The sequence below is a fragment of the Bacillus sp. AFS018417 genome (genome assembly GCF_002560985.1).
Lineage (GTDB): Bacteria > Bacillota > Bacilli > Bacillales > Bacillaceae_G > Bacillus_A > Bacillus_A rhizoplanae.
Map to the genome: position 1 here is coordinate 231,051 of NZ_NTTM01000004.1, position 22,597 is coordinate 253,647.

Here is a 22,597-nt window from a genome sequence, read left to right on the forward strand (position 1 = left end):
TATATATGTTTTAATCCCGCATTAATGGGCAGTAAGACTTCCACTGATGGAAGTTTCACTTTGTTTTTTACTGATAGCAATTGCTTAGAATCATAATACTTTTTACTCGTAAAGTGGATGAGCAAAATGAAGTTAAATTGGATGGACCTTTTCGGGAAAATATCTCTTATTATAGAAGGGAAAGGTAGTATTCTTTAAGTATATTGGTTATGTTCTTAAGCAAAGAATGTGTCTTTTATATATAGTTACTAGAGAATGATCCCTTAGTATAGACAAATGTCCTCATCTAGAAAATGTAAAATTTTTCGGAAATCTATTTATTAAGTTTTCTGTTCAAATAGACTGATTTTAGAGAGGTGAAAACCAATGAAATTTGCATTTTTATTAGTCATTATTATTATAATTGGATCACTCCTTGGTACGGTATTAGTTGCAAGAAATACGGAGGAGAATTATGGTAACTCTACGAAGCAGAATGTGACTAATTTGTCTGTTATTTATATCGTACTTCTTTTAAGTCTTCTCATAGGAGTGACATGGTATGCGATTGTCATCTTGTAGTCTTACTGCCCGTAAAAGCCCGATTGGTTCAACTAACCATCAGTGGGGGATGAAAAAAACCCCACTGATGGAAGTTTCACTTTATATTTTGGCGTTGATTTCGCTGGTAATCTTATTTATTAAATCCAATCTTAGATTAGCTGTTGTCGAAGATATGATTCAAGAGTGGAATCAACAGAAGAATTGAAATCAAAAAATATTATTTTAGAACGTAACGGAGATGATAAAATATGACGACCTGGTTTATACTTTCGTTGATTCTTATGTTTTCTATTAAATTAATAGTGACGAGTCTTCCAACCTCTGTTGTGGAATCGTTTACCCAAAAATTTGAATTGCATCCAAAACTTAATGATGCGAATGTCACCGTAACCATCGACGGAAAATGTTTGGAAGGTGAAGACAAAATTCAAGTTATTAATCATTTTAACGAAGCATTATTTTTAGAGAAATATTATTTTCCTCCAAATAGTAGTGGGACGCCATTAATCATTGATACTAAAAGAGGCAAAAACGATGTTAGGTTTTCTATGTATAGTTACGACGATCACGTTGATGTAGTCAAACAGTACAAGAAGAAAGTAGTTGCGTATAGTCTGCGTTCCAATAGCCTTCAAAAACATTCTATGCTAGTAACAGGGGAGATGAATGAAACGACAGCTGAAGCGCTATAAGCATTTGCAAAGCTCCCATCTAAAATAGAAAGAAAAGGATTCCTAAACTATAGGGAATCCTTTTTTTATTAATATATGGAATTGTTTTAGATAAGTGGATGATTAAAATACTATAGAAGTGGATGGTTATTTTTTTGAGATGTTTGTTTATTATAAGAAGGGTAGTACTTTTAAATTTATTTTAATTATTCATGTCATTAAATTTATAAATAAAGAAATGATGATAAGGATGAAACGAAATGGAATGGAAACCCGATCGTGCGAATAAGAAGCCGGTCTACAAACAAATTGCAGACTATATTGAATATGGGATTTCTTCGGGAGAATTTTCACCAAATAGTATGTTACCTTCGGAACGTACTTTAGCAAAAGAGTTGCAAGTTAATCGCAGTACGATAGTATCTGCATATCAGGAGCTGCAGTCGCTCGGGGTAGTAGAGCGAAAAAAAGGAAGCGGAACGCGTGTAAGTACAGATATATGGGGAATATCGCATAAACGCATCCCAAACTGGGGCCGATATGTAGAGGATGGCTCATTTCTCCCAAATTTGCCACTAGTTCAGCGAATTCGTATGGAAACTCAAAAGACAGATTTAATTAATTTAGCTGGTGGAGAATTGTCGCCGGATTTGTTTCCAACCGATCAATTTCGTACCATTCTCTCAGAGCAAACATTTACAGGACATTTAGGTTATGATCATCCACAAGGCAATGAGATATTGAGGGAAACAATTTCTTGGCATGTTGATAACTATAAAAATATAGATGCTGATCCTTCTTCCATTCTTATTACGTCAGGTGCTCAACAAGCACTTCATCTTATTGTTCAATGCTTGCTTAAGCCGGGGGATGCTGTTGCTATTGAAGATCCATCTTATTGTTTTTCCCTTCCATTATTCCAATCTGCTGGGTTAAAAACATTTCATTTACCAATGGATCAACATGGCATTAATCCGGATGATATTATAGATTTACACAAAAAACATAGATTGCGAATGATATTTTTAAATCCCGATCATCATAATCCTACAGGAAGTGTTCTTTCATTGGCACGTCGTAAAAAGATTCTAGAATTGTCGTCCGATTTTGGTATACCTATTGTAGAAGATGATCCCTACAGCTTAACTTCTTTCAATGGAAAAGTAAATTCAACCTTAAAATCTATGGATTATAATGGAAATGTTTTATATGTTAGTTCATTATCGAAAATTGTAGCATCAGGATTACGAATTGGATGGATTATTGGACCTTCACAAGTAATTCAACGTCTGGCGGATGGGAAGCAGCAAGTGGATTTTGGACATAGTGTATTCCCTCAATGGGTGGCAAATCAATTTTTGAGATCGGAATATTTTAATGCTCATATTTGTATGCTTCGAAAACAACTCAAACAGAGAAGGGATCAAATGACCTTAAGTCTTGATAAATTTTTAGGTAAACAAGTTGAATTTCTTGTTCCAGAAGGTGGCATCCATTTATGGTGTAAGATACCGAATTCAATTAATGAATATCATTTATTGGAAGAATCTATACGAAAGGGTATAGTCTTTGTTCCAGGGAGTATTTTTGGTTCGGAAAAAGGGTATGTGCGTTTTACTTTTGGGAGAGGAGACACAAACCTCATTCGTGAAGGTATTAAAAGATTCGCGGAGACAGTAAACAACATTCAATAATTATGTATATAAAAAGTAAAGCACGGAGAATGCTGTATACCGAAATGGTTGCATAACATATGTTTTATCGTTATTCAAGTGGTTACTGTGGAATGTGCGGGGCACAAACTTGGATGGAAAAAGTAATAAAGTGGGGGATCTTACTGCCCGCGAATAGCGGGATAAATAGAAATGATTCATGTAAAGTTCATGAATCATTTTTATTTTAGATAAAAATAACAAACGTTAACTACTTTATGTACGGGAAAACTAATCTTAATTTGCATAATACAGACTGAATATAAAGTGAAACTTCCATCAGTGGGGGTCTTACTGCCCGTTAGTACGGGATAAACCGTTGATTCTCCATTCAAGTCTCTAAAATGGATGGGGAAACAAAGGGAAATTAGATAAATGAAGAGGTGGATGCTAAAAATGTGTTCTCAATCTAACACGCCATTGTTTACTGCACTTGTAGAACATGCAGAAAAAGAACCAATTCAATTCCATATTCCTGGTCATAAAAAAGGAAAAGGTATGGATCCTGAATTTAGAGAGTTTATTGGTGAAAACGTACTTGCGATAGATTTAATCAACATCGCTCCCTTAGATGATTTACATCAGCCAAAAGGAATCATCAAACAAGCGCAAGATTTGGCAGCTACAGCATTTGGTGCTGATCATACCTTCTTTTCTGTTCAAGGGACGAGCGGTGTGATTATGACAATGGTGATGAGTGTTTGCGGACCTGGTGATAAAATTCTTGTACCGCGCAATGTACACAAATCCATTATGAGCGGGATTATCTTCTCAGGTGCAATACCTATTTTCATCCATCCGGAGGTTGATCCGAATCTCGGTATTTCACACGGCATTACACCTGAATCCGTAGAAAAAGCGTTAGTACAGTATCCAGATGCCAAAGCTGTGCTTGTGATTAATCCTACCTATTTTGGGATCTCTGGCGACTTGAAAAAAATTGTGGACATCGCTCATGCACGTGATATTCCGGTTTTAGTAGACGAAGCACATGGGGCTCACATTCATTTTCATGATGAGCTGCCTCTTTCTGCTATGCAAGCAGGTGCTGATATGGCAGCGACAAGTGTGCATAAACTAGGGAGTTCACTGACGCAAAGTTCCATTTTAAATGTGCAAGGAAGTCGTGTTTCACCGAAGCATGTACAAACGATTTTAAGTATGTTAACGACGACATCCACTTCTTATATCTTGCTTGCTTCTTTGGATGTGGCAAGAAAACGATTAGCGACTGAGGGACAAGCTTTATTGGAACGTACGATTCGTTTAGCAGAGCAAACACGTGCCGAAATAAATGAAATTGACTATTTGTACTGCGCTGGTCGTGAAATTTTAGGAACGAACGCTGCGGTTGCTATGGATCCAACAAAACTTTTGATTTCGGTAAAAGAGCTTGGCATTACTGGGTACGATGTAGAAAAGTGGCTCCGTGAAAAATTTAATATTGAAGTCGAGCTTTCGGACCTATATAACATTCTTTGTATCATTACACCTGGTGATACCGATGAGGACCTAGCAAAACTTGTACATGCATTGAAAGAACTGTCGGCCACATTTCAAGATCAGGCTGATCTCAATATAAATACTTCTGTGTTATTGCCGGACATCCCGGTGCTGGCGTTAACACCGCGTGATGCCTTTTATGCCGAAACGGAAATGATCCCATTTGAAGAATCGGTTGGAAGAATCATCGCCGAATTTGTCATGGTGTATCCACCAGGCATCCCTATTTTCATTCCTGGCGAGATTATTACGGAAGAAAACCTCATATATACAAGAAAGAATAAAGAAGCAGGTCTTCCTGTACAAGGTGCCGAGGATTATGAGATGAAATCGTTACGTGTCATAAAAGAACATCGTCCTATAAAATAAGTGTGAGCGGCATTGTCCTATCTAGAATAGTTACACAAGGGGATTTTTAATAAAGTCAATGCAGGTTGAAGGCGTCCTAGTAAAGTACTAAGACGTCTTTTTGTTTTTTAGAATGTGAAATCCAAGTATAGTGCCTAAGTAAATATGTATGTAGACAGAAGGAATGTAGTTTGATAAAATGAAGAAGAACAAGTGTTCCTATCAGCTGAATACACATATTTTTCTTACAAAATACACATCGTATACATAACTTTTATGTATATTATGAAGAAAATTTACTGTATATTTCTTTCTTGTTCTATTGTATAATGATTATAGAAGTTACTTATTTAAAGTAATTGTTTTTTTAGAAAGGTTCGCTTGCAAGTTTTGAAATTCCTTATTTTTAGACAAGTAGTCATAAGCGATACAAAATTTGTTTGAACATAATTATGAAAATGTGAAATAGTACAGAATGTGTACTTTTTTAAGGAGAGTGAGTAATGTATGGTAACACTATATAGTTCTCCAAGTTGTACGTCTTGTAGAAAAGCGAAATTATGGTTAGAGGAAAACCATATTCCTTATACAGAACGTAATATTTTCTCTGATCCATTATCGATTGAGGAAATTAAAGAGATTTTACGTATGACAGAAAGTGGAACAGATGAAATTATTTCAACTCGTTCTAAAGTTTTTCAGGAATTGAATATTAATTTAGAATCTTTACCTCTTCAAGATTTATATAAGCTTATTCGTGATTACCCAGGTATTCTTCGTCGTCCTATTATAATTGATGAAAAACGCCTACAAGTTGGTTATAACGAAGATGAAATTCGCCGCTTTTTACCACGTACAGTGAGAACATTTCAATTACGCGAAGCGCAACGTCTTGTAAATTAATATAATATGAAAAGGAGCTGATTCCCAATTCTGCTTTAGCGGAATGTGGGCCATTAGCTCCTTTTTTTGTACGAATAAAACATGTCGTATTTTGCTAAAAGGAGATAACATTTACATAATTCTTGTTATCGAAAGTTATGCTTCCAGTCTTTTTTCTAAAAAATGTTGGCGGAATCCTTTTGGGTAATCCTCAATGAGACCAAATTCTTTATAGCCATGTTTTTTGTAAAATTCAGGAGCTTGGAAACTGAAAGTATCAAGTATAATAAGTCTACATTTCTTCTCTTTTGCAACCTCTTCCATTTTATGTAGTAACTTAGTTCCGTATCCTTTATGGCGTAATTGATTATCTACCCATAGATAATCAATATGCATGTGACGCCAAAAGATGGTTCCTGTTATACCACCTATTATGTTTCCTTCTTCGTCTCTTACCACAAGGCTTACATTCTCAGAAGGAGATTTTACTTCATCTGGTAGTTGTGAAGTATTATATTCTATAACCTTCTGTCTAATGTAATTACTATCTTCTTGGTTCCATTGTCGGATTATTTGCATGAAAATTCCCCTTTTTCTTTTTTAAAAGCTTTATGCAAGAATGTATACATACCGATTTTATGAAGTGTGCTTTCTCAGAATGGTCCTTATTGCCCATATAAAAATCGTATATTTACTATTTAGTCTAATATTTTATTTTAATAAAAATTTTCTTCATGAAAGAAACTGAGTCATCAGTCTAAATCTTTATTTTACTAAAGTAGAAAAATAAGAATAGGGAAATCTAATTAGACCAACGATGCTCAGTCAAAAACATTTTCATAACAGGACACCAGGCGTCTGAGTAGTTGAACTTCATGTATTTCGCAGCTTTACTTGGTTTACAAGAATTCCAACGAGTAATACTGTAATCGTGAAGAGAACGGGAATACTTGCTGTGAAAAATGGATTCTTCTCGAAAAATGATGTGAAAAATTTTTCATGTGCTACCATATTACCCGCTGTGTAAGCTAAGATAGCAGCACCAATATAAACGAGAAGAGGAAATCTTTCCATGCATAATAAAATGAGTTTACTTCCCCAAATGATAATAGGAATAGAAATGAGTAATCCGATAATAACTAATGCAATATTTCCATGTGCAGCCCCGGCGATTGCAAGTACATTATCGAATCCCATAACAAGGTCTGCGAAAACGATTGTTCGTACGGCTTGAAATAAGGTTGTCTTTGCCTTAATACTAGAAAGATCATGATTGTTATCTGTGAGCAGATTGATTGCGATGAGAGTAAGTAAAATCCCGCCAGTTAATTGTAAAAATGGAATGTTAAGCAAATAAACGGCAAGTACTGTGAGGAAGATACGTAGTATGATGGCTAAACCAGTTCCTAAAACAATCGCTTTATTTCGCTCTGTTTCTGGTAAATTGCGACTTGCGAGTGCGATGACAATCGCGTTGTCACCGCCTAGTACAATGTCGATACCAACGATTATAAGGATGGATGAGAGAAAGTCTAAATCCATTCAGTTTGCCTCCGTTTGTTCAGTCCTAATAGACAGAAACACTGCCTATTAGAATCAGATTTGTTTTAGTTAGAATCACTATGTAAGAAAAGGATTGTGATTAATATGAACGGTAAATGTATTGTAAATTAGAGAAGAAGGAATGTCTTTTTTAGTTTGTTTCGTTTACATCATATGCAGGAAAAAAGAATATAGGACAATCATTTACATGAATAACATGTCCAATGCCTTTCTTGAAATATGGAGGAGTCATTATTTCGTCAAGAAGCGTACTTTATCAAATGAAAAATTAGGTAAATGACTGTTTTTTTTTAAAATATGGTGATTTTATTTCCATTCTGGAGCATCTTATCATAAAATGAGAGTACAAGATTCTAACTTTTTTTGTAATATGATTGGGGAATCCCTTCATAACCATTCCAAATAGGAAGGGAGAGGTGCATTTTGGATATTGAAAGAGTTAATGATCATACGATGAAATTTTATATCTCGTACATTGATATAGAAGACCGCGGATTTAACCGTGAAGAGATTTGGTATAACCGCGATAGAAGTGAACAGCTGTTTTGGGAAATGATGGATGAAGCGCGTGACCATGACGACTTTTTTATTGATGGACCGCTTTGGATTCAAGTTCAAGCACTTGAAAAAGGAATTGAAGTACTTGTGACGAAAGCGCAGCTTTCGAAAGACGGGCAAAAATTAGAATTACCAATTGGCCTCGATAAAATTATCGATATTCCCCTTGATGAGCGAATTGAATCGTTATTTGAACAGGAAATAGAAGAAGAAACCGGAGCGATTTTTAATGAAGATGGTATATTCGGTTTTTTAATTAAATTCGACGATTTTGAGCATGTTATTTCATTAAGTCATCGACTTATATTTGAAGAGATAAAAGATGAATTATATTCATTTGAAGACCGCTATTATCTATATGTCGAATTTGATGAGGTAGTGCACGATGAAGAGGAGATTGACCGTATTTTAAGTGTAATATTAGAATATGGAGAAGAATCCGCTTTAACGATTCATCGCGTTTATGAATACGGAAAGCAAATTGTTTCTGAAAATGCACTTGAAACAATTCGTAATCATTTTTCTCCTGGAATGTAGGCCGATTTCTTTATATTGAAATCGGCTTTTTAAATGTATATATGAAAAGTGTAGGTAAGGGGGCAGAAATGAAAAATATATTGAAGCTATTTTTCTTTTTGATTGGTTTATTCGTTGTGTTTATTTCGTTACGTCTATTTATTGATGTAACATTTTATTCAGATGTAATTGGGATTAAAGATATTTCATTTTTGGGAATTTTAAGTACTCTATTTACGATATCAGCATTTCTAATTGGATCTGTGATTTTTTTAGAAAATCGTAATCCCTCGAAAACATTAACTTGGTTAATTGTGCTTGGGATTTTTCCAGTAGTAGGTTTTTTTGCATATCTTCTATTTGGACAAAATTTTCGGAGAAAACGAATGTTTCAAAAGAAGGCGCTTTTAGACGAGCAGGCGTTTTTACAATATAAAGGGCATGAGTATTATCATGACCGTATATTGAAAAAACATGAACATCAAGAATTATTGTTTCGGCTAGCAGACCGTCTTGGGGCATTAAATATTTCTTTTCATACGGAAACGAGAGTATTAACAAATGGGAAAGAGACATTTCAAGCAATTTTAGATGGATTGAAAAAGGCCAAGCATCATATCCATATGGAATATTACATTGTGCGTGATGATAAAATTGGTACAAAAATTAAAGACATTCTCATCCAAAAAGCAAAAGAAGGCGTGACAGTTCGATTTTTATACGATGCAGTAGGGAGTTTTAAACTGTCAAAGACATATATTGAGGAATTAAATAATGCAGGTGTTGAGATGGTGCCGTTTTTTCCTGTTCGCTTTCCTATTTTAAATGACAAAATTAACTATCGAAATCACCGGAAAATTGTTGTCATTGATGGAAATGAAGGCTTCGTTGGCGGTTTAAACATTGGAGATGAATATTTAGGGGAAAATAAATATTTTGGGTTTTGGCGAGATACTCATTTATATTTACGAGGTGAAGCGGTACAAAGTTTGCAGCTTATCTTTTTACAAGATTGGTTTTACATGACAGGTGAAGCAATATTAACATCAGACTATTTACAAGTCGATATCGTAGAGGGAGATGAACAGGGGGGCGTGCAGCTCGTTGCGGGCGGACCTGATAGTAAATGGGAAACGATTAAGCATTTATATTTTGCGATGATTGCTTCAGCAAGGAAATCAATTTGGATTGCGACGCCATATTTTATTCCAGATGATGATATTTTATCAGCATTAAAAGTAGCGGCCTTAGCAGGTATTGATGTTCGCTTGTTAATGCCGAGCAAACCGGATAAGAGGACTGTATTTTATGCGTCTCGTTCTTATTTTCCAGAATTATTAGAGGCAGGCGTAAAAATATATGAATATGAAAAAGGTTTTTTACACAGCAAGGTTGTGATTGTTGATTCTGATTTGGCATCAATTGGAACAGCAAATATGGATATGAGAAGTTTTCATTTGAATTTTGAGGTGAATGCCTTTTTATATGATACAAACAGTATTCGCAAGCTTGTGGCAGATTTTGAAGGAGATTTGCAGGTATCAAATGAAATTTATGTTGATCGCTTTAAGAACCGCCACCTTGTGATGCGGATTGTGGAATCGACATATCGGTTATTGTCTCCTTTACTCTAAAGACTCATGGAAATGAGTCTTTTTTCATTACAGCAGGAATTCGCTCGTCATTGTAGAATAGTCCATACGGAAGAAAGGAAGTGATTTGATGTTTGTTGCAAAGAGAGAAAATGGGGAAGAAATTCATCTCCTTCATGGATGGAAGGAAAAACAGCTCACTATGTTACGGAAGAACGAGCGCTTTTTCTGTCCCATTTGTCATTTAGAAGTACAGCTAAAACTGGGAAAACAAAAACAGTGGCATTTCGCTCATAAAAAATCACATAGCTGTAAAATCGAGCTTGAAAATGAATCGGCGTACCACCTACGGGGAAAAGAGCAGTTATACAGATGGCTTCAGTCACAAGTTTGTTCTATCAAAATCGAGCATTATTTGGCCACGATTCAGCAGCGACCTGATTTGTTTGTAACAATTGGTAATCGACAAATCGCTATTGAATATCAATGTGCAACTTTATCAGCAGAGCAGTTGTTAAAACGAACGGAAGGGTATTGGAAAGAAGGGATTCAAATATTATGGATCTTGGGAGGAAATCAGTTAAAACGTCATGCAACATATTGGATGTCGCTTTCTTCTTTTCATTCCTGCTGTGTGCAATATCATTCAAACCCTTATCTCCTTTATTTTTGTCCTGATGCAAAAGCTTTTTTTAAATGCAATCTTCTTTTACCTTTTTCCTCGTCTATCGTTTTTTCACATGCAATTTATTTTCCGCTGCATACGACTACATTAACAACTCTTCTTACAACATCACCTATATCAATCCAATGTTTAGAAAAAGAGTGGATGAATAAAAAACAGCGCCTCCGTGCAAATGGTATTCATATGTGGAAGCGAAGTGAGCGCTCCTTTTTAGAGCTTCTTTATCATCATCATATATCCCCATCTTGTTTTCCTGCTGAAATTGGTGTCCCTTTACCATCGCTCCTAGCATTTCGTACTCATTCTTTCATATGGCAAGCTTACATTTTAATTGAGCTACTAGGCAAATTTACGGTAGGAGAATATTTTTCGTTGCATACCATTTTTCAATATGTTGAGAGGCATAGAGCGATTCATAGGCGGTTACTACCGTATTTTCCGCAAGCATTTTGGCAACAGGCAGTGAGAGAATATATGCAGTTTTTATGTTTGATTGGAAAGATTGAGCAAGTTGATGTTTACAAATATCGAAAAGTACGATGTTTTTTTGTGCCAAAAACAGAAAAAGAGATACAGAAGTTTGATCGCTTATTTTTAGCAGAGGCCCTTATGCTTGTGGAAGCAAAGTATAACATGAGTCAAGAGAAAACGGATATAATAAAAAAGTACCCAGAAGGAATTGTATAAGAAGAATCGAATTGTACTAGGAGATATGAATAAGGAGGGTTTACACATGGCTGAACAAAAAAAAGTAAGAGCACTGCCAGCACGTAGTGAAGTTGAAGTAGAAAACACGTGGCGCTTAGAAGATATTTTCCAAACGGATGCAGAGTGGGAAACGGAATTTCAAGCGGTGAAAGAGTTACTACCAAAACTTACGGAATTTAAAGGAAAGCTTGGAGAATCGGCAAATGCGTTGTTAGAAACGCTGCAGTATGAAGATGAAGTATCGATGCGTCTTGGTAAATTGTATACATACGCACATATGCGCTACGACCAAGATACAACAAATTCATCTTATCAAGCGTTAAATGACCGTGCAACAAGCTTATATTCACAAGTATCAAGTAGTATGGCGTACATTGTGCCGGAAATTTTAACGATTTCAGAAGAGACATTGCGCTCATTTTTACAAGAAAATAAAGAGTTAAAAGTATATGAGCATGCATTAGAGGAAATTACACGTCAGCGTCCTCACGTATTATCAGAAGCAGAAGAAGCGTTATTAGCTCAGGCTTCTGAAGTTATGGGCGCATCTAGTAATACATTTGGTATATTAAATAATGCCGACTTGAAGTTTCCATCTATTCAAGATGAAAATGGGGAAGAGGTAGAAGTGACTCATGGCCGCTACATTCAATTTTTAGAAAGTGATGATCCTCGTGTTCGCCATGATGCCTTTCATGCTGTATATGAAACGTATGGAAAATATAAGAATACATTTGCAAGCACATTAAATGGTGCAATTAAACGAAATAATTTTTATGGGAATGTTCGTAAGTATGATTCTGCTCGCCAAGCTGCACTGAGCAATAATAATATTCCTGAGTCTGTTTATGATCAGCTTGTGGAAACAGTAAATGAAAACTTACATTTATTACATCGTTACATCGATATCCGTAAACGAGCACTTGGATTAGAAGAATTGCACATGTACGATTTATATACACCGCTCGTACCGGAAGTGAAAATGAACGTAACATATAAAGAAGCGCAAGATATGTTATTACAATCATTAAATGTACTTGGGGAAGAGTATGTTGATATTTTAAAAGAAGCTTACGAAAATCGCTGGGTAGATGTATATGAAAATAAAGGGAAGCGAAGCGGTGCTTATTCATCTGGTGCTTATGGAACAAATCCATACGTTTTAATGAACTGGCATGATAATGTAAATAATTTATTTACGCTTGCTCACGAATTTGGTCATTCTGTGCATAGTTACTATACAAGAAAAACACAGCCTTATGTGTACGGTGACTATTCAATTTTCGTTGCGGAGGTAGCGTCTACATGTAATGAGGCACTTCTAAATGATTATTTATTAAAAACGACAGATGATAAGAAGAAGCGTCTATACTTATTAAATCATTATTTAGAAGGTTTCCGAGGTACAGTATTCCGTCAAACAATGTTTGCTGAGTTTGAACACGTTATTCATCAAAAAGTGCAAGAAGGTCATGCAGTAACACCAGATATGTTAACGGAAATTTACTATGAGCTAAATAAAAAGTATTTCGGTGATAGTTTAGTCATCGATAAAGAAATTGGTTTAGAGTGGTCTCGTATTCCGCATTTCTACTACAATTATTATGTATATCAATATGCAACAGGCTTTAGTGCAGCAACTGCCTTATCAAAACAAATTTTAGAAGAAGGTCAGCCAGCAGTAGAACGTTACATTAATGAGTTCTTGAAAGCGGGAAGCTCTGACTATCCGATTGAAGTATTGAAAAAAGCTGGTGTTGATATGACTTCATCAGAGCCTGTAAAAGAAGCAATGCAAGTATTTGAAGAGAAATTAAATGAATTAGAAGCACTTCTATTTGAAGAGAAGTAGAAGAAAAACGAGAGTCGTATGACTCTCGTTTTTGTTTAAAATCCTTTAAATCGCTTTTTGTTATTGAAGTATGATACAGCCAATACGATTGCTCCAAATAAAAGGGGAAGTGATAAAATTAGTGGGAATACTTGTAACAATGATAGGACGTATAAACAAAAGAAGAGGAAAACGATACAAATAAATAATAAAAGATGGGATGTTTTCAATGGAAACCCTCCTATAAAGTGAAACTTCCATCAGTGGGTTTTTTTCATTCCCACTGATAGTTAGTTGAACCAATCGGGCGCATGCCAGCAGTTATCCCCCACCTATCTTCTTCGAGTTCCTCACAATCTTGAGGTGGGGGTCTTACTGCCCGCGAATAGCGGGACAAATACTCTTTATATACTATATTCCGAAATGAAAACGTTTAGAATGTGACAGAAATGTGAAATTCGACAAAAAAGGTTGTCATCTGACGTCGAATCTTGTAATATAATAGATGTGAACGAATTCACATACAAACATATACCCCTTTGTTTGAACGTGAAATTTCTCCCATCCCCTTTAATATTTTTATAAGCCGTAAAGAAAACGACCTGGTGTTTTACACCAGGTCGTTTTCTTTTGTAATCCATTTCCAATAACGCTCTCGTTTTGTATCAATCATACGTACTTTTCTTTTCAGTAGCAATTTTTTCATTTCTCGTTCGATTTCATTTTGAGAGTAATTATAAATAAAGGCAATTTCTTTTGTTGACATAAACTGAACGTGCTCTAGTAATACCTCTAGAGAAGGAAGTGGTTGTGGTTCAATTTCTTCTTTTACAATTTCTTTTAATACTTGTACATATACATCGTAAGAATAAATACCAGCAATTTTAATTCCTTCTTCATTTGAATTAGCATGAAAGAAAACGAGAGAAGGAATTTCTGTAATGTGCATTTCATTTGTAAATTTCAAATCACATTGAAATGCTTTTGCGGCACTGACAGAATGTAAATCCTGTTTAAATTCTTCAATATCAATTCCGCTTTGTTTCGCGCATATAAGCAGCATATCCATATCTGGCTTTGATATATTTTCAAGCAAAATGGATTCTTGAAGTTTTCGTAAAAATTTCGAACCTGCTTTTCGACCTTGTAATTCTGCCGCCTTAATGGCAAGCGAAGTTATATACGGAGTTGATGAAGCCCCGTGCGTATATACTTTTCCGTCGCAAGAAAATCCGTGTAAACTTGTTGTTTTTTCCCACACAAATCGAATATTAGCAGGTTTATTCCATTTGTGTGATGGGGAGATGGCCCCTTCTACCTTACCGGTAACAATGTGACGGAGTGAAAAATATTTTCCATATTCGAGCCATAGTTTAATCATCAATGGCTCGATGTCCCAACAATCTTTGCAAAGTGGATCAATAAATAAATATGCTTCTACAGACTTAGGCTCACATTTGGAAGGCGAGATTGATGCAATATGTTTTGCTTCCTGTTTTTCCATTAAGCTTCACCTGTTTCGGGAGTATTGACCATGTGCTGCGCCGTTAACGTCAAACGTTCAAATACAAAATCACGAATCGGTCCGTGTACATCGGTATCATCCATCGCTTGTTCCATACAAGAGAGCCAAGCTTTCGCGCGTTTTGGTGTAATTTCGAACGGCAGATGACGAGCACGTAACATTGGGTGACCATGCTCTTCTGTATAAAGGCTTGGTCCTCCTAAATATTGTGTTAAAAATTGTTTTTGCTTCCTAGCAGTTTCTGTTAAATCGTCTGGGAAGATGGGAGATAAGTCAGGGTGTTTACTGACATAGGAATAAAATGTATCGACTAATTTTGCAATGCCTTGTTCACCGCCAATTGCTTCAAATGGTGTCGTTGGTTGCTTGTTCATCCTTGTAACTCCTTTTTCCATCAAATGTATATCTATCCCGCTACTTGTAGGCAGTAAGATCTCCACCTCAACTTCATGAGAAATCATTCAAAGGAGATAGGGGGCTAACTGCTGACCTGTGCCCGAATGTAACCATCAGTGCGACAACGTCCACTGATGGAAGTTTCACTTACTTTATTGTAGCAACGGATTGTCACGAAGAGCAAATAAATAGCTCTTAATCAATCCTTTGCTAGTTTATTGTTCTTTTTGGCCTTTGGCAAGAAAAAAGCGTTGCACTTTGTTTTTTGTATGTCTGATAGGAATATTATGTTCTTTTAATAAAGAAGCAAATGCTGCTTGGCCAAACTGTTCATCGCTTACTTCGTATTCAAGTTCATAATCATCATGTTCGTAATAAAAACTATGATCGAATACGAGGGTACCGCCTTCAAATGTTGTTTCTGCTCGCTCTGTTGTTAAGCTTCCCATGTATTGTAATGAAGAAACAGGAATTTGTAGGGTTTCTAATTGCTTGGAAACAGCTCCCTTGATTAACCTATTTGTTTCAATCATTGTTTTAGCTTCTTCTTCTGTTAAAGCTTGATGCGTCTCTAACAATCCAATCTCTGCCGGTTGTTTTAGTGTTAGTGTATAAGTATTATTTTTACAACGAATACGAAGTGCAGAGCCAGCATTTTTTAATGAAAATGTAGGCGTTTCGAAATAGTGATTTACTTGTTTTGCGAATGTTGTAATAGAAAATGCCTGACATAAAGAATGGAATTCCTCTTTTGTGACCATGTTTTTAAATTCGATTTCAATTTCTTGTTGCATATGCGCTCTCCTTTTGTGAAATATCTGGTACTCATTATCGCTTTTTCCTAAATTTCATTCAATGTTTTATTTGTTTCGTTGTATGTTATGTTACAATAAAAGTGTTGATTATGACAGGAAGTATGATATGGAGGAGTTAAAGCATGCAAAATAAAATTCAAGTTAAGAGCGTAGAAAAAAGAGAAGATGCTCTTATTTTTTGTGCGGAAAATACAGAGCTACGTGTAGACGGTTTAAAGGCACGTAGTCACGTACTTGTAGATTCAGACAATTTATCATTTTTATATATTTTAGAGAATGAAACCTCTTTTATTTACGTGAGTATCCCGCATACGTGCTGGGAAGATTTAAAAAATGCAATGAAGAACGATGAAACAATGTTTGTTCGTATTCATGACGTTGAAATCGAGTTAGAACAAATGAAAGAAGAATTGGAATATTTAATTGAAAATATCGAAGGAAATGCGAATTACGGTGAGGAACTCGTAAATGCAGTAGAAAAAGTGTTTCTGTAAAGTGAAACTTCTGTCAGTGGAGGCATTATCGTACTGACGGTTAGTTGAACCAATCGGGCTCATATGGGCAGTTTTGCATCGTGAAACACCTAAAGATACTGCCCATTAGAGCGGGATAGAAGAAACTGATTTGTTTTGGTGGTGGTTACATTGGATCGAAATTGGGAAGAATTTTTAGCTCCCTATCATCAAGCTGTAGGAGAGTTGAAAGTAAAATTAAAAGGAATGCGTTCTCAGTTTGAAATGTTGGCTGAACATTCGCCCATTGAGTTTGTAACAGGTAGAGTCAAATCCGTCGCAAGTATTATTGATAAAGCAGCAAAACGCAATATTCCACTCGATCGTTTGCAGGAAGAAATGCAAGATATTGCTGGGCTTCGCATGATGTGTCAATTTGTTGATGATATTAAGCCAGTTGTAGAATTTTTACGAAAACGTAACGATTTTGAAATTGTGGAAGAACGCGATTATGTGACGCAAAAGAAGGAAAGTGGCTATCGTTCCTATCACGTTGTCATTAGTTATCCTGTGCAAACGATTCGTGGGGAGAAAAAAGTGTTAGTTGAAATTCAAATTCGAACGTTAGCAATGAATTTTTGGGCAACAATCGAGCATTCTTTAAATTATAAATATCGTGGGCGCTTTCCAGAAGATATTAAAGTGCGTTTGCAGCGCGCAGCTGAAGCAGCTTATCTATTAGACGAAGAAATGTCTTCGATTCGTCTTGAAATCAAAGAAGCACAAAAGATTTTTTCGCGCAAGCAAGAGGCGAAAGAAACAGAATAATAATCTAAAGGGTGTTGGGCGATGAAATTTGCAATTATGTCAAAGGGAGATCAATCATCAAATGAGCTTACAAGTACGATGACAGAGTACTTATGCAATTTTGAATTTACAATGGATGAAATAGAGCCAGATATTGTAATTTCTGTTGGAGGAGATGGAACACTGCTGCATGCGTTTCATCGCTATCAGAATCGGTTAGACAAAACAGCGTTTGTCGGTGTGCATACCGGGCATTTAGGATTTTATGCAGATTGGTTACCAACAGAAGTTGAGAAGCTTGTCATTGCGATTGCGAAAACGCCTTTTCAAGTTGTTGAATATCCATTATTAGAGGTCATTATTCGTTACATGAATGGAAGTAAAGAATCACAATTTTTAGCGCTAAATGAAGCGACGGTAAAAAGCAACGAAGGAACGCTTGTTATGGATGTAGAAATTCGCGGTGAATACTTTGAAACATTTCGCGGTGACGGTCTTTGTATTTCAACACCTTCTGGGAGTACCGCGTATAATAAAGCACTGGGCGGAGCGATTATTCATCCATCCTTGGAAGCCATTCAAATTACAGAAATGGCGTCTATTAACAATCGAGTTTTTCGTACAGTTGGATCTCCGCTCGTATTACCGAAGCATCATACGTGTGTGTTAAAACCAGCTACTGGAATGAACTTGCAAATTACAATTGATCATTTGACGATGGATCATCAAGATGTTAAATCGATTCAATACCGGGTGGCAAATCAAAGGGTTCGATTTGTGCGGTTTCGTCCATTTCCATTTTGGAAACGAGTGCGTGATTCCTTTGTGGCAGATCAGTAAAGCTTAACTAACTAGCAGCGGACGTTTTTCCCGTTGCTAGTTAGTTGAGCCAATCGGGCTCAGGATACATTGGGAACACTTAAAGAACACTGGTAGAGAGGAATAGAATAGAGTTATGCAGTTGAGAAGGTTTACTTTAACTTGGTGTATAACAGAAACAGATGATGGAATGCTTATTCGAGAGTTTTTGAAAGCGAAGAGTATTTCTAAAGCAGCGTTAACAGATATAAAGTTTCATGGCGGAGCTATTGAAGTGAACGGACATTCTGTAAATGTACGTCATGTTTTGCAAGAGGGAGAGAAGTTAGCAGTATACTTCCCACCTGAGCAAAGAAGTGAAGGAATGCTAAGCGAGAATATCCCACTTTCGATTGTGTATGAAGACGATTCTGTTCTTGTTATTAATAAGCGGCCGTATATGTCAACAATTCCATCAAGAGAGCATCCAAGCGGGAGTGTAGCTAATGCTCTTTTGCATTATTATGATCAGCAAAACCTTGCAAGTACAGTACATATTGTAACAAGGCTCGACCGGGATACATCTGGTTTAATGTTAATTGCAAAAAATCGTTTTATTCACCATTTGCTATCAAAGCAGCATCAGCAAAAACAAGTGAAAAGAACATATGAAGCGATTGTTCATGGAACGATAGCGGAGGACAGCGGAACAATTGATGCTCCCATTGCACGAAAAGATGATAGTATTATTGAGCGCATGGTCCGTGAAGATGGGCAGCGAGCAGTTACTCACTTCGATGTGCAAAAGAGATTGAAAGGTAAGACGCATGTGGCACTTCAACTAGAAACAGGACGGACGCATCAAATTAGAGTACATATGGCGCATCTCGGCCATGCATTACTTGGTGATGATTTGTATGGTGGGAAAACGGATGAAATAAAGAGACAAGCATTGCATAGTACAAATTTAACATTTTATCATCCTGTATTAGAAAAGCAGCTTACATTTCATGCGGAGTTGCCGGAAGATATGAGAAAGCTGATGGAATAATGATTCCATCAGCTTTTTTTAGTCAATAGAACGAAATTTCTCCGGTACAAACGGCATTGAAGAAGGAACGGACACCGTTTCCATTTCCGGATAACGAAGTCCTGTTAATTTTCCGCCAAATACTGATCCAGTATCGATATTCACAGTATGATTGACGAATCGAGGTTCTGGTACGGGTGTATGTCCGTATACAATCCAAGCATCTCCAGTATAATGTTTCGCCCAGTCACGGCGGACAGGAGAACCGTCAGGGTGCTTTTCACCTGTAATATCACCGTACAAGACGAAAGTTTGGACTTTTTTATCACTTCTCCCGATATAATCTTGGCGAATACCAGCGTGACAAACAACGAGTTTTCCGTTATCCAGCACGTGATAGAGAGGCGACTGTTCGTAAAGATCAATAAACTTTTTCTGTATGATTTTTTGCTCACGTGTACTTAATGCTTCGTATTCTGCAACGGTTGTTTCTAGGCCGTGCGCTACTTGCACTTTGCGCCCAAGGAAGTAACGATATAATTTATTACAATGATTACCGGGGGCATAATATGCTTCTTTTTTATGTAGGACAAGGTCCCACACAATTTCAATCATGCGAAGAGAATGAGGACCACGGTCTGTAATATCACCGACGAAAGCAAGTTGTCGTTTTTGTGGATGAACAGGTAACCCGCTATCCCATTTATAGCCAAGTTGTTTTGTTAATGATTGAAACTCCTCTAAACAGCCATGAATATCTCCGATAACATCATACTTCATATTGGATCACCTACTCTTTTTTTGATTAGTATACCGCTACAAGGGCAAGAAAAAAACCATATCCACTAGGATATGGTTTAATCAAACATAAATTTCTTTGTTCGTGACTGTACATTCAGAATGAAGCCAATCGCAATCATATAGGTGAGCAAGGAACTACCACCGTAACTTAAAAGCGGTAATGTAATCCCGGTAATAGGAAGTAGCCCGATTGTCATGCCAATATTTTGGAACACTTGGAATGTAAACATCCCGACGGTTCCCGCACATATATAACTTCCGTATGGATCATTGCTTTCTAACGCAATATGAATCATGCGATAAATGAGTAGGAAGTAGAGTGAAATAACGACGCTTCCTCCTAAAAATCCGAATTTCTCAGCAATATTTGTAAAAATAAAATCGGTATGAGGTTCAGGGAAGTATACTTCTGCACCGTCCCAACCTTTTCCGTATAACTCGCCTGATCCGGTAGCTAAAAGGGCTTGAGTTAATTGATAACCCTGTGTTGGGTATTCATAAGGTGCTAACCAGCCGTAGAAACGATCTAGCTGATACTCTTTTAAAATATGTGCTTTAAAAAATGCTGTGTGTGCAAAGTAAATATAAACGAGTAGTGCAGCAACTCCAGCGACAATGCCAGCTAAACCGAAAATAAAGCGCCAACGTATACCGGATACTAAAATCATGGCTGCAAGCATTGCTGAAATTACCATTGTATTCCCTAAATCTGGTTCTTTTGCGATTAACAGTAATGGTGGTAAACTCGCTGCAAATATTTTTCCAAGTAAGAGTAGATCTTCTCGTGACGTTCGAATCGTATATTTTTCATTATGGTCTACGATAATGCGTCCAACTACAAGAATTAAAAAGAGTTTCATGATTTCTGAGGGTTGGAAATTACCGATACCTGGAATTGCGTACCAAGCTGTTGCCCCTTTAATTGTTACCGCGCCCGGAAAATGAAACTCAAGTCCAAGAAGAAGAACCATTGCGAATCCGTATAAATACCAACAAATTTGTTTATAGCGATCGAAGTCGATAATCATAACTGCAACAACTGCAATAATCCCAATTATATACCATTTGATTTGCTGCGCAACGAAGTTAACCTTTTGTAAATTTGGTGGCAAGGATGGCTGTGCACTGGCGATGGCAAAGCAACTTACTATAGCGATTGCAAGTACAATCATTATCAAGACGTAATCTATTTGATATCGAGAATTTTTATCTTTCACCGTACTGTATTCCTTTCTATGACTCATTGTTATTAAAAAAGACACTATTACCATCTTAGCCGATTTTTTGTTGTTTGCAAATATGTTGTTTAGATTTAAGTTGGGAATGTCAGATGTGTGGAGTGTTATAACATAAAATTTTTATCCCGCTATTCGTGGGCAGTAAGACCCCCACCTCAAGATTCAGAGAAAAGTGAAGAAGATAGGTGGGGGATAACTGCCCGTAAAAGACCGGTTGGTTAACCATCAGTGGGGGGATAAAGCCCCCCCACTGATGGAAGTTTTACTTTATGATGTTTCACATTCATTTGAATTTCGTAAAGCAGGTTATTTTGTAGGTGCTTCTAACCAAATGCGGACATGGTGTCTTCATTATACAGTTGTTATGTATAAAGTTGATGAGTATTATAGTGCTGTACACGATAGCGGTGTGCGTTGGAGCGATAAAGATTTGAACATTCGTGGCCGGTAAAAGAGCCCATTTTGTCAAAAAAAGATCGGTTACTGCCATTGCTTATTGAGTGTAAAGATTGTTTTTTAGTAGGAGAGTTGTCTATGAATATATTAGTAACAGGCGGAGCTGGATTCATTGGTAGTAATTTTGTTCATTATATATTGAAAGTATACGAAAATTACCATGTTATTAATTATGACGCGTTAACATATAGTGGTAATCTTGAAAATTTACGTTCTGTTGAGCAAGACCCTCGCTATGTTTTTCTAAAAGGCATGATTCAAAATCGTGAACTTTTAGAATATGTTGTTCAGAAGTATAAGGTAGATGCCATTGTTAACTTTGCAGCGGAATCACATGTTGATCGTAGCATTGAAAATCCTATTCCTTTCTATGATACGAATATAATTGGAACGGTAACGTTATTAGAGCTGGTCAAAAAATACCCTCATATAAAAATGGTGCAAGTCTCAACAGATGAAGTGTATGGCTCATTAGGAGAAGTAGGGAAATTTACAGAACAAACACCGTTAGATCCGAGCAGTCCGTATTCTTCTAGTAAGGCGAGTGCGGATATGATTGCTTTATCGTATTACAAAACGTATCAATTACCTATTATTGTCACACGTTGTTCCAATAACTATGGACCATATCAATATCCAGAGAAATTAATTCCACTTATGATTACAAATGCACTTGAAGGGAAGAAATTGCCGTTATACGGAGATGGATTGAATATAAGAGATTGGCTTCATGTTAATGACCATTGTAGTGCAATTGATGCTGTACTGCATAAAGGGAAAATTGGGGAAGTGTATAACATTGGCGGAGATAATGAAAAAACAAATGTAGAAGTTGTTGAGCAGATTTTGGCGTTGCTGAAAAAAGGAAAAGATGATATTCATCATGTTACGGATCGCTTAGGACACGACCGCCGCTATGTAATTGATGCGAAAAAAGTAAAACAAGAATTAGGATGGCAGCCGATGTATACGTTTAAGCAAGGAATCGAAGAAACAGTTCATTGGTATAAACAAAACGTGCAGTGGTGGCGACCATTAAAAGAAAAATAAGGGGCTCACAAATATTCAACTTTAAAGCATAAAATGTTAAAATTAAATGATTTCTCACAGATGCCATCTTGGGAAGAAGGATTAGAACGCTTCTTTAGCGAAACAAAGAATCACTAG

23 protein-coding genes and 1 pseudogene are annotated in these 22,597 nt (G+C 36.5%); 17 read left to right on the forward strand and 7 right to left on the reverse strand.

The annotated features are described in order from the left end of the window. Nucleotides 1-366 precede the first annotated feature (366 nt). From CN326_RS03345 to spx, 6 genes are all read left to right on the forward strand, one after another. The gene (locus CN326_RS03345) at nucleotides 367-561 is read left to right on the forward strand and encodes a hypothetical protein (protein WP_098306192.1); all 195 of its coding nucleotides are present in this window, start codon (nucleotides 367-369) and stop codon (nucleotides 559-561) included. Beyond that, entirely contained in the window at nucleotides 542-748 is a 207-nt protein-coding gene (locus CN326_RS03350) for a hypothetical protein (RefSeq protein ID WP_098306194.1), read from the forward strand. Before CN326_RS03345 ends, CN326_RS03350 begins: the two co-directional genes overlap by 20 nt. A gap of 43 nt (nucleotides 749-791) precedes the next feature. Beyond that, on the forward strand, nucleotides 792-1,235 hold the full coding sequence (locus CN326_RS03355; protein ID WP_098306196.1) for a YfmQ family protein: 444 nt from the start codon (nucleotides 792-794) through the stop codon (nucleotides 1,233-1,235). A 239-nt stretch (nucleotides 1,236-1,474) separates the two neighbouring features. Continuing rightward, on the forward strand, nucleotides 1,475-2,908 hold the full coding sequence (gene pdxR, locus CN326_RS03360) for a MocR-like pyridoxine biosynthesis transcription factor PdxR (protein ID WP_098306198.1): 1,434 nt from the start codon (nucleotides 1,475-1,477) through the stop codon (nucleotides 2,906-2,908). 414 nt (nucleotides 2,909-3,322) lie between these two features. Beyond that, complete coding sequence (locus tag CN326_RS03365; RefSeq protein WP_098306200.1) at nucleotides 3,323-4,798, forward strand: aminotransferase class I/II-fold pyridoxal phosphate-dependent enzyme; 1,476 nt, start codon at nucleotides 3,323-3,325, stop codon at nucleotides 4,796-4,798. A gap of 486 nt (nucleotides 4,799-5,284) precedes the next feature. Next, nucleotides 5,285-5,680 (forward strand): transcriptional regulator Spx, encoded by a 396-nt coding sequence (spx, locus tag CN326_RS03370; protein ID WP_020059817.1) that lies wholly within the window; start codon nucleotides 5,285-5,287, stop codon nucleotides 5,678-5,680. Between the two features lie 135 nt (nucleotides 5,681-5,815). Here the strand turns inward: spx and CN326_RS03375 are convergent, their stop codons facing one another. Both CN326_RS03375 and CN326_RS03380 read right to left on the reverse strand, forming a co-directional pair. Next, nucleotides 5,816-6,238 (reverse strand): GNAT family N-acetyltransferase, encoded by a 423-nt coding sequence (locus CN326_RS03375; protein ID WP_098306202.1) that lies wholly within the window; start codon nucleotides 6,236-6,238, stop codon nucleotides 5,816-5,818. Between the two features lie 294 nt (nucleotides 6,239-6,532). Beyond that, nucleotides 6,533-7,201: a TerC family protein gene (locus tag CN326_RS03380; protein ID WP_098306204.1), complete on the reverse strand. Its 669-nt coding sequence runs from the start codon at nucleotides 7,199-7,201 to the stop codon at nucleotides 6,533-6,535. 444 nt (nucleotides 7,202-7,645) lie between these two features. On the opposite strand from CN326_RS03380, the gene mecA reads away from it, so the two are divergent. The 4 genes from mecA (at nucleotide 7,646) to pepF (ending at nucleotide 13,133) form a co-directional block, all read left to right on the forward strand. Continuing rightward, entirely contained in the window at nucleotides 7,646-8,317 is a 672-nt protein-coding gene (mecA, locus tag CN326_RS03385) for an adaptor protein MecA (protein WP_098306206.1), read from the forward strand. Nucleotides 8,318-8,385: 68 nt separating this feature from the next. Continuing rightward, a complete protein-coding gene (gene cls, locus CN326_RS03390) occupies nucleotides 8,386-9,930 on the forward strand; it encodes a cardiolipin synthase (RefSeq protein WP_098306208.1) in 1,545 nt (514 codons plus the stop codon). Nucleotides 9,931-10,018: 88 nt separating this feature from the next. Next, the gene (locus CN326_RS03395; RefSeq protein ID WP_098306210.1) at nucleotides 10,019-11,260 is read left to right on the forward strand and encodes a competence protein CoiA; all 1,242 of its coding nucleotides are present in this window, start codon (nucleotides 10,019-10,021) and stop codon (nucleotides 11,258-11,260) included. A 46-nt stretch (nucleotides 11,261-11,306) separates the two neighbouring features. Continuing rightward, entirely contained in the window at nucleotides 11,307-13,133 is a 1,827-nt protein-coding gene (gene pepF, locus CN326_RS03400) for an oligoendopeptidase F (protein ID WP_098306212.1), read from the forward strand. A gap of 589 nt (nucleotides 13,134-13,722) precedes the next feature. Here pepF and CN326_RS03410 read toward each other — a convergent pair. The 3 genes from CN326_RS03410 to CN326_RS03420 form a co-directional block, all read right to left on the reverse strand. Next, on the reverse strand, nucleotides 13,723-14,616 hold the full coding sequence (locus CN326_RS03410) for a ClpXP adapter SpxH family protein (RefSeq protein ID WP_098306216.1): 894 nt from the start codon (nucleotides 14,614-14,616) through the stop codon (nucleotides 13,723-13,725). Next, a complete protein-coding gene (locus CN326_RS03415) occupies nucleotides 14,616-15,011 on the reverse strand; it encodes a globin domain-containing protein (RefSeq protein WP_098306218.1) in 396 nt (131 codons plus the stop codon). Before CN326_RS03415 ends, CN326_RS03410 begins: the two co-directional genes overlap by 1 nt. Before the next feature lie 237 nt (nucleotides 15,012-15,248). Next, nucleotides 15,249-15,827, reverse strand: a complete 579-nt coding sequence (locus tag CN326_RS03420; RefSeq protein WP_098306220.1) for a CYTH domain-containing protein — start codon at nucleotides 15,825-15,827, stop codon at nucleotides 15,249-15,251. Between the two features lie 143 nt (nucleotides 15,828-15,970). Between CN326_RS03420 and CN326_RS03425 the strand changes: the two genes are divergently transcribed. From CN326_RS03425 to CN326_RS03440, 4 genes are all read left to right on the forward strand, one after another. Continuing rightward, nucleotides 15,971-16,342, forward strand: coding sequence for a UPF0738 family protein (locus CN326_RS03425; RefSeq protein ID WP_098306222.1), 372 nt, complete (start codon nucleotides 15,971-15,973; stop codon nucleotides 16,340-16,342). A 150-nt stretch (nucleotides 16,343-16,492) separates the two neighbouring features. Continuing rightward, a complete protein-coding gene (yjbM, locus tag CN326_RS03430) occupies nucleotides 16,493-17,128 on the forward strand; it encodes a GTP diphosphokinase (RefSeq protein WP_098306224.1) in 636 nt (211 codons plus the stop codon). 21 nt (nucleotides 17,129-17,149) lie between these two features. Continuing rightward, a complete protein-coding gene (locus CN326_RS03435) occupies nucleotides 17,150-17,947 on the forward strand; it encodes an NAD kinase (RefSeq protein WP_098306225.1) in 798 nt (265 codons plus the stop codon). Nucleotides 17,948-18,068: 121 nt separating this feature from the next. Beyond that, a complete protein-coding gene (locus CN326_RS03440) occupies nucleotides 18,069-18,956 on the forward strand; it encodes an RluA family pseudouridine synthase (protein WP_098306279.1) in 888 nt (295 codons plus the stop codon). Nucleotides 18,957-18,974: 18 nt separating this feature from the next. On the opposite strand, the gene prpE is transcribed toward CN326_RS03440, so the two are convergent. Together prpE and CN326_RS03450 are read right to left on the reverse strand one after the other, a co-directional pair. Next, a complete protein-coding gene (gene prpE, locus CN326_RS03445) occupies nucleotides 18,975-19,715 on the reverse strand; it encodes a bis(5'-nucleosyl)-tetraphosphatase PrpE (protein ID WP_098306227.1) in 741 nt (246 codons plus the stop codon). A gap of 77 nt (nucleotides 19,716-19,792) precedes the next feature. Beyond that, the gene (locus tag CN326_RS03450; protein ID WP_098306229.1) at nucleotides 19,793-20,953 is read right to left on the reverse strand and encodes an FtsW/RodA/SpoVE family cell cycle protein; all 1,161 of its coding nucleotides are present in this window, start codon (nucleotides 20,951-20,953) and stop codon (nucleotides 19,793-19,795) included. Nucleotides 20,954-21,227: 274 nt separating this feature from the next. Between CN326_RS03450 and CN326_RS24920 the strand changes: the two genes are divergently transcribed. The 3 genes and pseudogenes from CN326_RS24920 to CN326_RS03470 form a co-directional block, all read left to right on the forward strand. After that, nucleotides 21,228-21,425, forward strand: a complete 198-nt coding sequence (locus CN326_RS24920; RefSeq protein WP_218007841.1) for a glycosyltransferase — start codon at nucleotides 21,228-21,230, stop codon at nucleotides 21,423-21,425. An 83-nt stretch (nucleotides 21,426-21,508) separates the two neighbouring features. After that, nucleotides 21,509-22,480, forward strand: coding sequence for a dTDP-glucose 4,6-dehydratase (gene rfbB, locus CN326_RS03465; RefSeq protein ID WP_098306282.1), 972 nt, complete (start codon nucleotides 21,509-21,511; stop codon nucleotides 22,478-22,480). A 9-nt stretch (nucleotides 22,481-22,489) separates the two neighbouring features. Next, nucleotides 22,490-22,597 (forward strand): annotated as a pseudogene (locus CN326_RS03470) (dTDP-4-dehydrorhamnose reductase); the annotation flags it as partial.